This window comes from Bifidobacterium sp. N5G01, from assembly GCF_002742425.1.
Taxonomy (GTDB): Bacteria; Actinomycetota; Actinomycetes; order Actinomycetales; family Bifidobacteriaceae; genus Bifidobacterium; species Bifidobacterium hominis.
This window is the reverse complement of sequence record NZ_NJNP01000001.1, coordinates 278,629-293,084: the sequence shown is the minus strand read 5'-3', so window position 1 is coordinate 293,084 and position 14,456 is coordinate 278,629. Positions and strand designations below refer to the sequence as shown.

Here is a 14,456-nt window from a genome sequence, read left to right as displayed (position 1 = left end):
ATTTCCAGAAGCGTTACATTCGCGAGCGTTGACGAAGATGCTTGCGTTTGCCGAAAACATGAGAGAAAGGGCTTGAATCAGGTCCAGTGGCGGCCCTATACTTGAGACTTTGAAAAAGAAGCTTTTGGCTTATCTGATGATTGGGAGATAATCAATATGGCATTCGGCACTCAGCCAACCCCGACCGGTCTTGCGGAACCGCCGATCGATGATTTGATGGAGCATGCTGACTCCAAGTACGCACTGGCTATTTTTGCAGCCAAGCGCGCCCGTCAGATCAATTCCTATTTCACCCAGCTTAACGAGGGCCTGCTGCAGAACGTCGGTCCGCTGGTGGAGTATCAGAATCAGGAGAAGCCGCTATCCATCGCCTTCCGTGAAATCAACGACGGTCTGCTTGAGGAGACCCTCGGCGAAGACGATCTGACCGAAGGCAACTGACGAGACGGCTCTTGAAACAAGAGCTAAATCTTGAATTTTCATTCGCCCCGATACCTGAGCGGTGCGCTTTGAATAGTCCACAATGAAACTATTGATTGCGTATGCGAAGGACGGGGCGTTTTTCGTAGCAATCAGAAGGGACGAACGTGTGGGGCGTTCGTGAAAGGAGCAGCCAGATGGCTGAATTGAAGTTGATTTCCGCTGAGTCGGTAACGGAGGGGCATCCGGACAAGGTCTGTGATCAGATTTCCGATGCGATTCTTGATGATATGCTTGCTCAGGATCCGCAGTCTCATGTCGCTGTGGAGACGTGCGCCACTGTCGGTCAGTTCTTCGTGTTCGGAGAGGTGACGAGTGATGGGTATTCTGACATTCAGAACATTGTGCGTTCTGTGGTGCGTAATATCGGCTATACCAGTTCCCGTGTCGGTCTTGATGCTGATTCTTGCGGTGTGACCGTGTCGTTGACCGAGCAGAGCTCCGAAATCAATCAGGGTGTGGCTCGTTTGAGTGGTGAGGCGGAATCGCAGGCATCTCGCGAGCAGCGTTACGAAGCACAAGGTGCCGGCGATCAGGGTGTGATGTTCGGCTATGCATGCGATGAGACCGATGCGTTGATGCCATTGCCGATTTACTTGGCGCATCGTTTGGCATATCGTCTTACGCAAGTGCGCAAAAATGGCGAAGTTCCTCATCTGCGTCCGGATGGCAAGACCCAGGTGACCATCGAATACGATGAGAACGATACTCCCGTTCGTCTCGACACGGTGTTGGTTTCCACTCAGCATGATCCTCAAATCGATCAGGCATGGCTTAAGGAGCAGCTGACGGAGCATGTGATTCGTCCGGTGCTCGACGATGTGCTTGCCGATCGTGTGGCGCATGATGAATATCGCGTGCTCGTTAATCCGACCGGTTCGTTTGTGCTTGGCGGTCCTGCCGCGGATGCCGGTTTGACCGGTCGCAAGATCATCGTCGACACGTATGGTGGTGCGGCGCATCATGGCGGCGGCGCGTTCTCCGGCAAGGATCCAAGCAAGGTGGATCGTTCCGCGGCCTATGCGGCACGTTGGGTGGCCAAGAACATTGTGGCCGCTGGCCTCGCGCATAAGGTTGAAGTGCAGGTGGCGTATGCCATTGGCGTGGCCGACCCGGTGTCCATCAATGTGGACACGTATGGCACTGAAATTGGTGTGACCCGCGAGCAGATTCAGCAGGCTGTGCGCAAGGTGTTTGACCTTCGACCGGCCGCCATTATCGACGAGCTCGACCTGAAGCGTCCGATCTATTCCAAGACCGCTGCTTACGGTCATTTCGGACGCAACGACGCTGATTTCACCTGGGAAGCCACCGATAAGGTCGACGAGCTGAAAGCCGCCATCAAGGGCTGAGTTACCCTTGAATCATGAGTACTGAGGATGCCGAACAGCTGGCGCTTGACGGGCTTGCCCCGCGCAAACGGCGCAAACGTGCGCCTGCGCCCAAAACGCCGGCTGCCGAGCATCCCATCGCCCAGGTGGTGCTGGACATTCAAGCCACCCATTTGGGGCAAACCTTCGACTATTACGTCGAGGAGAAATATTCCGAAGATGCACAACCTGGCGTAATGGTGCGCGTGCGTTTCGGAGGGCAACGGGTTAACGGCATTGTATGGAACAGAACTGACACCAGCGAAACCCCGGAATCGTCGTTGAGATTCATTGAACGAGTGGTCTCCGATCGTGTGCTGGTGCCTGCGTCCATGCGGAATGACGCTACGCTTATCGCGGATGCGTTCGGTGGAACACGAGCCAACATCCTACGTTTGTCGGTGCCTGCGCGCGTGGCGCGAGTCGAACAGGAGCAGCGCCTCGGCAATCGGACGAATATCGAAAAAAACAGGCGCAGGGAGTCGCTCGCCAAGGCCGAACGGGAATCATACGAACAACTGCAACGGCAATACGGCAATATCAATCTGCTTCATGAAGCATTGGAATCGCAACGTTTTCAATCGTTCGTGTTCGATCCGCTTCCAGGTGCCGATCATTGGCGGCAGTGTGCGGCATGGATGGTGGTTTCGGCGCTGTTGCAGGGTAAACCGGCAGTGCTGGTGCTGCCGACCATGCGTGAGATTGAGGATATGGCTGAGACCCTGCAGGCTATTGGTTTGCGCCTTTTCGCACCGATGCAATCCTCCAATGGAGCGTATGACGGCGATTTCGCCATTCTGAATGCGCAGATGGCGCCGGCGGAACGGTATCGTGCCTATCTGGCCATCTGCGAGGGGCAGGTTCGGTGCGTGATCGGCACGCGTGCGGCGATGTATGCTCCGGTGGACGGCAATGCGTTGTTCTTCATACTCGACGACGTGTGCTATCAGGATGCCGATGGCATGATGCCATACGCCAACGCTCGTGGAGTGCTGCGGTTGCGCGCGAAATCGCATAACGGTGTGTTCGTTGCGATGGCCAATGCGCGCAGTGTGCAAAGCCAGTGGGAGACCGATGCGGCGCACGTCAGAGCCACTCAGGTCAGCGGTTTCAGCACGCCTATTCATGCGTTTCCTGCGGTGACCAAGGAGGCAAGTCCGTGGATTCGTTGGCTCAACCGCGATGAACTGGCGAGACTTGCGGATGCAACCATTGGCGCGCGTGTGCCGCACACCGCGGTGCGAGTGTTGTCGAAGGCGTTGGAAAGCGGCCCGGTGTTGTTGAGTATTCCGCAAGACGGCATCAGCGAGGCATTGAGCTGTGCGAAATGTCACCGACAGGCGAGATGTTCGTATTGCACCGGGCCTTTGGAACGATTGTTGGACGGGTCCGTGCGATGCCGCTGGTGTGGCTCCGCCACAGTGCAATGGGCTTGCCCGGCATGCCAGGGCGAGCGCATGCGAGTGGTTCGTGTCGGGGCCGCGGGAACTGCACAGGAACTGAGCCGGCTGTTTCGTGGCGTTCCTATTGTGCTTTCAACGCCGAGCCAGCCGCGTGGCATTGTTCCCGATATTGGATTTACGCCGCAGCTGGTCATCGCCACTCCCGGTGCCGAACCCCGTGTGCGTGGGCGGAATCCTTCGGAGTGTGAATACCGTGCTGTGGCCATTCTTGACGCATGGACCAGCCTGTACGCGTTCGGTATCGACGCGGGCGTAGACACGTTAACGTCGTGGATGCGTGCGGTTTCGCTATGCGCGCCGCGAATCAGGGGAGGTCAGGCACTGCTGATCGGAGAAACCGATCCCACGCTTGCCCAATCGTTGATGCTTTGGAATTCAACGTTGTTGGCGCAAACCGAACTACAGGAACGTGAGCAGACGGCATTGCCCCCAGTGTTCGCCGCTGCCTGCGTGTGGGGCCGCCGTGACGCGGTGAAAGCCACGTTGGAGCGGATTGGTGCATTGGGCGGGGGAGATATGTCTACCATCGAAACCGCCGAAGGCGTACTGCCGTCCGTATTGGGGCCGGTGCCCATTCCGCAGCCGCGAACCATTGATTCACGTGAGTTGGAAGGTACTGCGGATCGTGTCAAGGCCGTGGTACGTGTGCCGCAAAGCCGACGTGGCGAATTGGCGTTGCGTTTGCGCTCCGCCAGTGCCCGCCATGTGGCCGCTCGTGAGCCCGGTGAGCTGCGTTTCCAGCTTGATCCGAAGGAGCGAATCTGACGCACGTCCTCTCGCCGTGAAAAACTAGATGGGTTGAAGTTCGGCATAAGGCCGTATGGCATGAATGGAGGATCATATGAAGGGCTGGCCAGGAGAGCCTGACATGGAGTACGACGTGCTCATGGCAGACGGCGAAGCCGCGGCGAATGCGGGCAAACCGATCACCGATGTGATTTTCGATTTCGGCAATGTGCTCATCTACTGGGATCCGGTTGCCGTGATGGCGCCACGGTATAGCGACGAGCTTGTTGAGCAGTTCCTTGACAACGATATTTCCGGCTTTTATGACATCAATGACGAGTTGGATTGTGGCATGTCGAACGATGATGGTGTCGCCTTGATGCGTGAACGTCACGGAGACAAGTGGGCCGACATGCTGCAGTACTATCTCGACAATTTCGTTGACTCGCTGACCGGCGTGGTGCCGGGCGCTCGCGTGCTCATCAATGATTTGAAAGCTGCCGGCGTGCGCGTATGGGGATTGAGCAACTGGCAGAAGGACCTGTTCCCGATCGCGCTTGAGAATTTCGATATTCTGCGCAGTCTTAACGATCGTGTGGTTTCGGGGTACATTTCCCTGCGCAAGCCCAACAAGGATATTTACGAGTTCGCGTTGCAGCAGTTCGGCATTGACGCTTCCGGCGCGGTATTCGTGGATGATAAGGCCATGAATATCGTAGGTGCGAACAATGCTGGCATTCGCGGCGTTCGATTCAAGGATTCGCGTGCATTGCGTGCGTTGCTCATCGATGCAGGTGTGAAGATTCCTGCAGTGCGCCAGGCATAGTGTTGGTGCGTCGCGTTCCCCTGTTGCACACGCTGCTGATATGTGTGCTGTTGATATGACGGAATGATTCCACGATGATAACGATGTGAATGAGGATTTGATAAGGAGGACTTTCTATGCTGAAAGTGCTGTTTGCCGGTACTCCGGATGTTGCTGTGCCGTCGTTGAAGATGCTGGCTGAAGACACCGAGCATTTTGAAGTGGTCGCCGTGCTCACCCGACCGGATGCGCCTACCGGTCGTGGACGCAAGTTGGTGCCGAATCCCGTGAAGCAGGCCGCTCTTGAACTTGGCCTGCCGGTGATCGAATCCGATCCGAGCGAGGAAACCTTCATTTCCGAACTGTCGGCCACCGGAGCTCAGGCTGCCGCAGTGGTGGCGTACGGCAAAATCCTGAAGCAGGATGTGCTCGACGCGTTGCCGATGGGCTGGTATAACCTGCATTTTTCGCTGCTTCCGCAGTGGCGTGGCGCGGCTCCTGTGCAGCGTTCCATTTGGGCCGGCGAAAAGGTGACTGGTGCCACGGTGTTCCGTATTGTGCGCGCCATGGATGCCGGTCCGATTCTGGCGCAATCCACCGTGGAAATTGGAGCGCACGAAACTGCCGGCGAGCTTCTGAACCGTCTTGCCGAAGATGGATCGCACCTGCTTGCCGCATCGTTGCAGGCCATGGCCGACGATCAGATCGCTCCGGTGGAGCAGTCTGCCGGCGCATATGAGGTGGCTCAGAAGATCACCGTTGAAGACGCGCATATTCGTTTCGACATTCCCGTGTTCGCGGTGGATCGTCAGATTCGGGCCTGCACACCCAATCCGGGCGCATGGTGCGAACTGCATGCCAACGCTGAAGCCGAACCGACCATACTGCACGTGCTTCGAGCGCAGAGCGCCGATATGGGCAATCCCAACACGCCCTCTTCGCTTGAGCCGGGGCGGATCGTGGCCGGAAAGAAGAACGTATGGGTGGGCACTTCCTCAGATCCTCTGGAATTGCTTGAGGTCAAAGCCCAAGGCAAAAAGGCCATGCGTGCCGCCGACTGGGCGAGAGGCGCTCATCTCGACGGCGCCTACTGCAAGTAGAGTCGGCAACAGGTAGGCCGTATAAAGTTGCCGTGTGAATCTCATGATTTCACACGGCAACTTTTGATATATCAAGCTTGTGATACTGCGGTTCGAATCATCAGAAGAGTTGAAGCTTGGCAAATCAACGAAGAAAATCAAGAATCCGCGTCAAATCGCGTTCGTTCACACGATGTGGAGCGTCCGCCTGAACCGCAGGCTTGGCGCAGAACGCCACACCGAGCCCGGCGGCATGAATCATCGGCAGATCATTGGCCCCATCACCAACCGCAACAGTCTGGTCCATACTGATGCCCATGTGTGAAGCCCAATCATACAGCGACTGCAACTTCACATCTTTCGTAACAATATCGCCAAGCACACGGCCGGTCAGACGGCCATCCGCGGCTTCCAAACGATTCGCAATCCAAAAATCAAGATGTGCGTCGGTGGCAAGACGATCCACGACTTCATGAAAACCGCCGGAAACCACGCCGACCTTCCAACCATGCGCATGCAAGGCATCAATCAAATCGAGCGCACCGTGGGTAAAATGCACACGACGATATACATCATCGAATACCGAAGTCGGCAAATCCCTCAGCAATGCGACGCGAGCCTGCAATGCCTCACGAAAATCAAGTTCGCCATTCATCGCGCGTGCGGTAATCGACGCAATCTGTTCGCCAATTCCAGCAGCGGCGCCCAACTCGTCGATGACTTCCTCGTCAATCAGTGTGGAATCCACATCCATGACCAGCAGACCCGGCTGAGAAAGGGTGGGCGTGGGTGCGATGTTCGGCGATTCTTGTTCAAGCATGGTTTTGATTGTCGGAAATCATGCGGACAATGAGTATTCTTAATGGGTGAATGTATGAGACGGTTGCATTCCGGTTTGGGTTTGTCGGAGTGTTCCCGCGTGTTGGAAGTGGGGTCTGCATGGATCGGCGTGACGATACGTTGGCATCATTGGGCGAGGCAAACGATCAGTTGATGGCCAAGAACCATGCGCTGGCCAAGGCATTGAACCGCGCCACTCAGGAGCTCACCAAAGCCAAAGCGCAACTGAACCAGTTGGCCGGTCCTCCCATGACCTTTGCCACCATGGTGCGCGTGTATTCCGCTCGAACGGACGAACAGGGTGTACAGCGTGCCAGCGCCGAAGTGATTTCCGGTACGCGACGCATGATTGTGCCGGTTGCGGCGAATGTGCAGGCGTCCAGGCTTGAGGCGGGACGTACCGTGCTGCTCAACGAAAACATGGTGGTGGTTTCGCAGGCTGACACCGACACGTTGGGTGCAGTGCGTACGGTGAAGCAGGTTATTGATGATGGACGATTACTGGTAGCCGACAATGGCGGTAATGTTGCATTGGTCCGCCGTTCGGGCACGTTGGCGAAGGCTGTGATCAATGTGGCCGATCGTGTTACGGTCGATTCGTCCATGCGATTCGCGTTTGCGCTGGTTCCCGCGCAGAATGACGCTGATCTGGTGCTTGAGGAAGTGCCGGATGTCACGTTTGCCGACATTGGCGGTTTGGACGAGCAGATCGAACGCATTCGCGATGCCGTGCAAATGCCGTTCCTGCATCGTGAACTGTTTGAACGGTATGATTTGAAGCCACCGAAAGGTGTGCTGCTGTATGGGCCTCCGGGCAATGGCAAAACCTTGATCGCCAAGGCCGTAGCCAATGCGCTTGCCGAAGGCGCGGCCGGCGGCAGGGGTGTGTTTCTGTCGGTGAAGGGGCCGGAACTGCTCAATAAGTTCGTGGGCGAGTCGGAACGGTTGATCCGCATGATTTTCAAGCGTGCGCGCGAACGTGCCGCGGAAGGCAAGCCGGTGATTGTGTTCATCGATGAGATGGATTCGTTGCTGCGCACGCGTGGATCTGGAGTGTCATCGGACGTGGAAACAACCATTGTTCCGCAATTTTTGGCCGAACTTGACGGTGTGGAAACGCTTGACAATGTTATGGTGATTGGCGCATCGAACCGTATCGACATGATTGATCCAGCCGTGCTTCGCCCTGGACGTTTGGACGTGAAGATTCGTGTGGAACGTCCGAAATTGGCACAGGCGGCGCAGATCATCCGCCATTATCTGACCGATGACCTGCCGCTGGCGCCGGGACTGGATGCGAAGGCCCTGATTGGCGTGCTGGTCAACGACATTTATGCCAACGACGAACATCGGCATCTGTGCGATGTGCGTGATGAGCATGGCCAATGGCATCCGGTATATCTGGCAGATGTGGTGTCTGGAGCGGTGTTGAAGAACATTGTGGATCGTGCCAAAACCCGCGCCGTGAAGATCTCCATTGAGGATGGCCAGCCCGCGGCGATCGGTGTCGACTTGCTGGCCAAAGCAGTCGACGAGGAATTCATGGAAACCCAAGATGCGGTGCTGGATGCCGATCCGGAGCAGTGGAGCCGCATCAACGGTTTGGATGCCGGGCATGTGACCAGCATCCGCCAGGTGGCGTAATGCCGTCGAACAATGTGAAAACAGACGAAAGGAAGTCATATCGATGAGCGTTCGTCGAATTATGGGCACGGAAACCGAATATGCGGTCTCGGCGCCGAAACTTGGGCATTACAATCCCGTGCAATTGTCGTTTGACGTGGTTGGGGCCGCGGCGAACGAACGAACTAAGCATATCCGCTGGGATTATCGGCAGGAAGACCCCATCAACGACGCGCGAGGCACCAGACTGGAACGCGCCGCGGCACATCCCGACCTGCTTACCGACGCGCCGCAACTCAACATCACCAACGTGATCGCAGCCAATGGCGGACGTGTGTATGTGGATCATGCGCATCCGGAATACTCGTCTCCCGAAACCAATGATCCTTTTGATGCCGTGCTCTATGACCATGCCGGAGACTGCATCATGCGCGTCTGCGCACGCAAAGCCAGCGAACAGACCGGCACCGCAATCGTGCTGCATCGCAATAACGTCGACGGCAAAGGCGCAAGCTGGGGCACTCACGAAAACTACATGATGCTGCGTTCGGTGCCATTCAACCAGGTTGCGAAACTCATGACGGCCCATTTTGTGGCGAGGCAGATCTTCACGGGATCAGGTCGCGTCGGCATTGGCGAGCGGAGCGAAACCACAGGCTACCAGCTCAGCCAACGTGCCGACTACTTCCATATGAAAGTCGGTTTGCAGACCACGTTCGACAGGCCGATCATCAACACGCGGGACGAATCGCATAGCACCGACGAATATCGCAGACTGCATGTGATTGTCGGCGACGCAAACCGTATGGATGTGCCGCAAGCGCTGAAGCTTGGCACCACCAGCATGCTGCTTTGGCTGCTTGAACATGCCGAAGAGGCGGGATTGAACATGGATGAGGCCTTGAAGCCGGTCACTCTTGCCGATCCGGTGCACGCCATGCATGAGGTGTCGCACGATCTTACATTGGGTGCCGCGTTGCCGCTGGAATACGGCGGCGAAACCACGGCATGGCAGATCGAAGTCACATTGCGTTCCCTGGTGTATGCCGCCTCGGCCGTGGTGTATGGGACCGATGCGTCTGGCGAACCGGCGTGGCCGGACCGCTCCACCCGCAACATCATGGTGATGTGGGGGCAGGCGCTCGCCGATGTGGCGGCCATTCGCCATGCCGACGATGATATGCGACTTGCGATGCGTGGGGAAGCTTCCCGTGTCGAATGGCTGTTGAAATGGCAGTTGTTGGAGAAGCTGCGGCGTAAGATCGGCTCTGGCTGGGATGATGCGCGCATCGCGGCCGTTGATTTGAAATGGGCTGCGATCGATCCCGTCGATTCGATTTTCGATCGGTTGCGTGACCAAACGGAACGTCTGGTCACGGACGAGCAGTTGGAACAGGCTTCGGTTGAAGCGCCATCGGCTACTCGTGCGTGGTTGCGTGCTGAGATTATTCGTCGCTTCCCCGAGCAGGTCGTGGCTGCGTCATGGTCTCATCTCACCGTGCGTCATCGAACGATTGGTGATAATACCGTGGAGAATCCGATGGTCTCATTGGATATGTCAGACCCTCTGAAATATAGCAAATCTCAATGTTCTGGCTATTGTGAACGTGTCCAAGATGCGGCATCGATTTTGGAAATGTTACGGTGAAATGCTATCTGTGCGGGTAACATTGCCATCAATTGGTCGCGAAGAACGACCATTGACAACAGGTAACATCATCCCGGTATTTTGAGGAGAGGACGTGCCGGGACTGTACAGAGGAAACGAAAAGGCATATCTATGGAACTGAGGCAAATCGCCCTCGAAGTCGCACGCATCCTGCAGGACGCAGGCAAGCATGCGTTGAGCGACCAGACGAATCCGCGCGACATGAGAAAACTGGAAGCGTCCGAAGACTGCTTCCACTTCACTTCAAACACCGACGAGCGCCTACAGCAGTTCATCAGCAACCGTCTGACCTATGTCGACGTGTTCGATGGCTTCTGGCAGCTGAGGCCGGAGCAGTGTTATCCCGGCCAACGATACTGGTGCGTGGGCGGCATCGACGGCGTGATCAATTTCGCACGCAACATGCCGGAATGGACCATCACCGTGACATTATTCGAATTCAACGACCGGTGCTCCGCACAGCCGATTCTTTCGGTCGTGCACGCTCCGGCGTTGGGATTGACGTATCTTGCGGTGCGTGGATCCGGCGCGATCCGTATTCGCAGGACCCCGCTGGGAGACAAACGCGAGAAAATCATTCCTTCAACCGCCTCATCCCTCGATGGTTCGGTGGTGAGTTTCGGCATGTCCCCGGTATCGTCCGAATCGCAGCGCGCGCTCGATGTGGTGGCGAAGATCGCCGGGCGTCCTGCCGATATTAAACGTGTCGGCCCGGCGTCCCTTGATTTGTGCAAGGTGGCCGACGGCACGTACGACGCGTATTTCGAACCGCACTTGCATGAGTGGGACGTGCCTGCCGTGTCCGCCGGTGCCATGGTGATTTGGGAGGCTCAAGGCCATCTGACCCAGTGGAACGGCGAAGGCGTTCACTGGCGTCAGGAGAACGATGTGGTGGCCACCAACGGCCTGATCACCAACGATCTGAGCCAGTATTTGGCATAGCGTTGCATGCTGCGCCACACCTGATATAAGGTGTGGCGCAGTGTTTTTTGTAGATTTGCAACCGGGGGTTACAGGGAGGAACGTCATGCCTCAGGAATTTGAACAGGCTCAATCCGCATCCGCAGGTCAAGAGGTGGGTGACATTGTCGAATCCGCCGGTGTGCAAGTCGACGAAACCACTGATGCGTTGGATGCCGTGCTTGACGATATCGAATCGGTGCTCGAGTCCAATGCCGAGGAATACGTCGGTAGTTTCGTGCAAAAAGGCGGCGAGTGATGCCACAGCTGCGAGACAGCGGCAATCATTCCTCGTCTCCGCTTGATGCGGGAACGTTGCGTGAGGTTCATTCTTTCGCTCGTATTTTCGGCATTGAAACCGAATATGGCGTCAGTGTGACTGGCGCGGATGCGCCATGCGACGCCAGCCAGACGGCAATGATGATGTTCCAGCCGATCGTTGCCTCCGCGCGATCGACCAATACGTATATTGAAAACGGTTCGCGACTGTATCTTGATGTCGGCTCGCATCCCGAATACGCCACGTCCGAGGCCTGCGATCCCATGGATGCTCTGGCTGTGGATGCGGCTGGCGAACTGGTGATGCGTGACCTTGCGCAGGATGCCCAGCAGAGGCTCCGTTCCACTCACGGGGCGCATGCCACAGTGCATGTGTTCAAAAACAACGTGGATTCCGCGGGGCATTCGTTCGGATGCCATGAAAACTACTTGGTACGACGTTTTGTACCGTTGGAAGTCATCGAACACGAATTGCTGCCGTTTCTTATCACGCGTCAGGTGTTCACTGGCGCAGGCAGGGTGACGGAATCGGGTTTCCAGATCACGCAGCGCGCCGATTTTCTGGATGAGGCCGTTTCGTCGGCCACCACAAGATCGCGTCCAATGGTCAACACCAGGGACGAACCGCACGCTGATCCCGACGCTTTCCGGAGACTACATGTGATCATCGGCGATTCAAATCGTTCCCAATGGGCCACGATGATGAAGCTTGCCACCACGCATCTGGTGTTGTGTGTCATTGAACAGGCGGGGCGTGAAGGGCATGAATCGGGATTCTCACGTTTCGCGTTCACGGATCCCGGCGCTGCCAATCGTGCAGTCAGCCATGATCTGAGCGGCGTGAATGCGTCGTTCGACATGGCCGACGGATCGACGTTGCAGGGTGGTGCCGTAGCCATGCAGGAACGTTATCTGCAGACTGTGGAACAGTTCGTGGATGAGCATCCGGAAGTGGCTTCGTCGTTGCCTCGCACCGATGTGCACGATGTGATTCGTCTGTGGCGCAATGCGTTGGAAACATTCCGTTCCGGCAATGTGGATGCCTTGAGCGGCAAGGTGGACTGGGTGTGCAAGCATCGCCTGTTCGAAGCGCTGCGTACCCGTTCCGGTGGGAAGGTTGCACAGTGTAAATTGGAGCAACTGGATTTGGATTATCATGACGTGGCCAACGGCACGTTGTATGACTCGTTGCTTCGTCGTGGGGCTTTGTGTTCATTGATTGGCGATCGGCAGGCTCAGAAGGCCCGCACCACGCCTCCGGCAGATACACGTGCCGCATTGCGTGGCAGGTTTGTCTGCGCGGCCAAGGCGTATGGCGCGCAGTATTCCTGCGATTGGACCAGGTTGTCGTTGCAGACGCCGCAGAAGATGGACATGGTCTTGCTCGATCCATTTCAATGTGAAGGGAACGAGGATTTCCAGGCCATGCTTGATGCTTTGGCATAGATGGTCTGCATGCATCTACGAGAGTGGGGCACGGTCGAGGTTTATGGACCGTGCCCCACTCTCGTATTCGTGTTCCGCTATTTCGTTACGTGATTCTAAAGCGGTTAGTGTCGTTTTAGACCGATTCAAGTCAGGCTTCACCGCGGTATTTCGCCATCATCTGCGATTGCAGCTGCTGCGCGCTTGGCGGCGTCCATGTAATGGCGTCCGCACCCGCTTCGATGGTAGCGAGAATGCGTTCTTCGGAACCGCCTCCTGATGCGAGAATCGGGATTTCCGGGTGATGCATGCGGATGCTTGCCACAACCTGAGCGGTGCGTGCGCCTGCCGCCACATTGATGATAGCCGCGCCGGCAAGGATCTTGCATTCGGTGATCTCATCGTCTTCTGTGACTGTGGCGATGACTGGAATGTCAACCATCAACATGGTGGTCTCGATGGTTTCCGCAGGAGCTGGCGCATTGATGACAACGCCTGCCGCGCCTTGCATTTCGGCTACCATAGCCAATTCGGCCACACGTGGACCTGTGGTGGTGCCACCGCCCACGCCCACGAACAACGGCATTTGGGCTACAGTGAGCAGCGCTTGTGTGATAACCGGCTCGCCGGTGAACGGGTAGACGGCGAGAATGGCGTTGGCATTGGTGTTGCGAATAATCACGGCATCGGTGGTATAGGCGAACGATTTGAGAGTATGGCCTTTGACTGTGATGCCGCCGCAATGCTGCGATATGACTTCGGGCACTCGCGCATTGGGGGAGGAGAGACGACCTTCGACGCGCGCGGTTCCATAACGGGTGCGTGACACGTGAGGCGTCACGGAATGCTGTTCCACGGCCACGGCCTCACTTGGAGCGAATAGGGATCGTTTGCCGATACGAATTGGTTTGGGGTCGTTTGCCTCGGGAGTGGCCTCCTGCTCGTCGCTCATTCCCGCACCTCCGTGTCTGTGTGATTCAGCATAAGAAATTCATGGATGGCTTTGCGTCGTTCCGCGTACTCTTCGTCGAGGAGTCTGGTGTCGGTGTTGTCGATGATACGCCGCAGAAGTTCGCTGAGAGTGGAAAGCTCCTCTTCGTTCAGACAGTCAAGCATATGCGCTGCCGTGCCTGATGATTTTGGAAGCTGCTGTAGTGGCGCCACGCCCCGACGGGCCGCTTCGACGTTGCGTACCCGTGTCGCGGCGCGAAGCACGCTCTGTGTGCGCGTCGCCTTGAGCTTAGTGTGCAGTATCAAGATGTTGAGTTCGTGCAGTTGGTTGATGACTTCTTTGCGTTGGTCGGTCATGAGATTCCCCATCTATATGGACACGATGTCTAATATGCATAGTCTAGCGCAGAATCAACCTGAGAAACGGTTGCATGCGGGAATCAGAAAAAACAGATGCCCCGACCATCGTGGTCGGGGCATCTGATCGTCCATCATCGCAATGATTACTTGGTGACAGCCTTCTTCAGCAGGGAACCGGCGGAAATGCGAACACCGTAGGTTGCCGGGATCTCGATGGTTTCGCCGGTGCGCGGGTTGCGTCCGGTGCGTGCGGCGCGCTTGACGCGCTCAGCGGAGAACAGGCCGGTCAGCTTCAGGCCTTCGCCGGACTGCATTGCCTCGACGAACACGTCCTGGAAAGCGTTCACAGCTGCCTCAGCCTGTGCCTTGGTCAGGTTAGACTTCTGAGCGATCTTCGAGACGAGATCAGACTTGTTGTATGCCATA

14 protein-coding genes are annotated in these 14,456 nt (G+C 56.7%); 10 read left to right on the top strand and 4 right to left on the bottom strand.

Annotated elements, in window-relative coordinates; all coding sequences use genetic code 11:
• Positions 1-156: 156 nt before the first annotated feature.
• From rpoZ to fmt, 5 genes are all read left to right on the top strand, one after another.
• Entirely contained in the window at positions 157-441 is a 285-nt protein-coding gene (rpoZ, locus tag CE168_RS01250; RefSeq protein ID WP_003836480.1) for a DNA-directed RNA polymerase subunit omega, read from the top strand.
• A gap of 176 nt (positions 442-617) precedes the next feature.
• Complete coding sequence (gene metK, locus CE168_RS01245) at positions 618-1,832, top strand: methionine adenosyltransferase (protein ID WP_099570800.1); 1,215 nt, start codon at positions 618-620, stop codon at positions 1,830-1,832.
• A 14-nt stretch (positions 1,833-1,846) separates the two neighbouring features.
• Positions 1,847-4,078, top strand: coding sequence for a primosomal protein N' (locus CE168_RS01240; RefSeq protein ID WP_099570799.1), 2,232 nt, complete (start codon positions 1,847-1,849; stop codon positions 4,076-4,078).
• A 76-nt stretch (positions 4,079-4,154) separates the two neighbouring features.
• Entirely contained in the window at positions 4,155-4,865 is a 711-nt protein-coding gene (locus tag CE168_RS01235; RefSeq protein WP_099570798.1) for an HAD family hydrolase, read from the top strand.
• Between the two features lie 116 nt (positions 4,866-4,981).
• Positions 4,982-5,944 carry a methionyl-tRNA formyltransferase gene (gene fmt, locus CE168_RS01230; protein WP_099570797.1) on the top strand — a complete coding sequence of 321 codons (963 nt, stop codon included), beginning with the start codon at positions 4,982-4,984 and terminating at the stop codon, positions 5,942-5,944.
• 124 nt (positions 5,945-6,068) lie between these two features.
• Here the strand turns inward: fmt and serB are convergent, their stop codons facing one another.
• Positions 6,069-6,743, bottom strand: a complete 675-nt coding sequence (gene serB / locus CE168_RS01225) for a phosphoserine phosphatase SerB (RefSeq protein WP_099570796.1) — start codon at positions 6,741-6,743, stop codon at positions 6,069-6,071.
• 119 nt (positions 6,744-6,862) lie between these two features.
• On the opposite strand from serB, the gene arc reads away from it, so the two are divergent.
• The 5 genes from arc (at position 6,863) to pafA (ending at position 12,740) form a co-directional block, all read left to right on the top strand.
• Entirely contained in the window at positions 6,863-8,407 is a 1,545-nt protein-coding gene (gene arc / locus CE168_RS01220) for a proteasome ATPase (RefSeq protein ID WP_099570795.1), read from the top strand.
• Positions 8,408-8,450: 43 nt separating this feature from the next.
• Positions 8,451-10,034, top strand: coding sequence for a depupylase/deamidase Dop (gene dop, locus CE168_RS01215; RefSeq protein WP_180753648.1), 1,584 nt, complete (start codon positions 8,451-8,453; stop codon positions 10,032-10,034).
• Between the two features lie 132 nt (positions 10,035-10,166).
• On the top strand, positions 10,167-10,997 hold the full coding sequence (locus CE168_RS01210) for an inositol monophosphatase family protein (protein WP_099570793.1): 831 nt from the start codon (positions 10,167-10,169) through the stop codon (positions 10,995-10,997).
• An 85-nt stretch (positions 10,998-11,082) separates the two neighbouring features.
• Positions 11,083-11,274, top strand: coding sequence for a ubiquitin-like protein Pup (locus tag CE168_RS01205; protein WP_099570792.1), 192 nt, complete (start codon positions 11,083-11,085; stop codon positions 11,272-11,274).
• The gene (gene pafA, locus CE168_RS01200) at positions 11,274-12,740 is read left to right on the top strand and encodes a Pup--protein ligase (RefSeq protein ID WP_099570791.1); all 1,467 of its coding nucleotides are present in this window, start codon (positions 11,274-11,276) and stop codon (positions 12,738-12,740) included. The genes CE168_RS01205 and pafA overlap by 1 nt, the downstream gene beginning before the upstream one ends.
• A 130-nt stretch (positions 12,741-12,870) precedes the next feature.
• On the opposite strand, the gene CE168_RS01195 is transcribed toward pafA, so the two are convergent.
• From CE168_RS01195 to CE168_RS01185, 3 genes are all read right to left on the bottom strand, one after another.
• Positions 12,871-13,671 carry a dioxygenase gene (locus tag CE168_RS01195; protein ID WP_099570790.1) on the bottom strand — a complete coding sequence of 267 codons (801 nt, stop codon included), beginning with the start codon at positions 13,669-13,671 and terminating at the stop codon, positions 12,871-12,873.
• Positions 13,668-14,027, bottom strand: coding sequence for a MarR family transcriptional regulator (locus CE168_RS01190; RefSeq protein WP_099570789.1), 360 nt, complete (start codon positions 14,025-14,027; stop codon positions 13,668-13,670). Before CE168_RS01190 ends, CE168_RS01195 begins: the two co-directional genes overlap by 4 nt.
• 146 nt (positions 14,028-14,173) lie before the next feature.
• Entirely contained in the window at positions 14,174-14,455 is a 282-nt protein-coding gene (locus CE168_RS01185) for an HU family DNA-binding protein (RefSeq protein ID WP_003808664.1), read from the bottom strand.
• Position 14,456 lies beyond the last annotated feature (1 nt).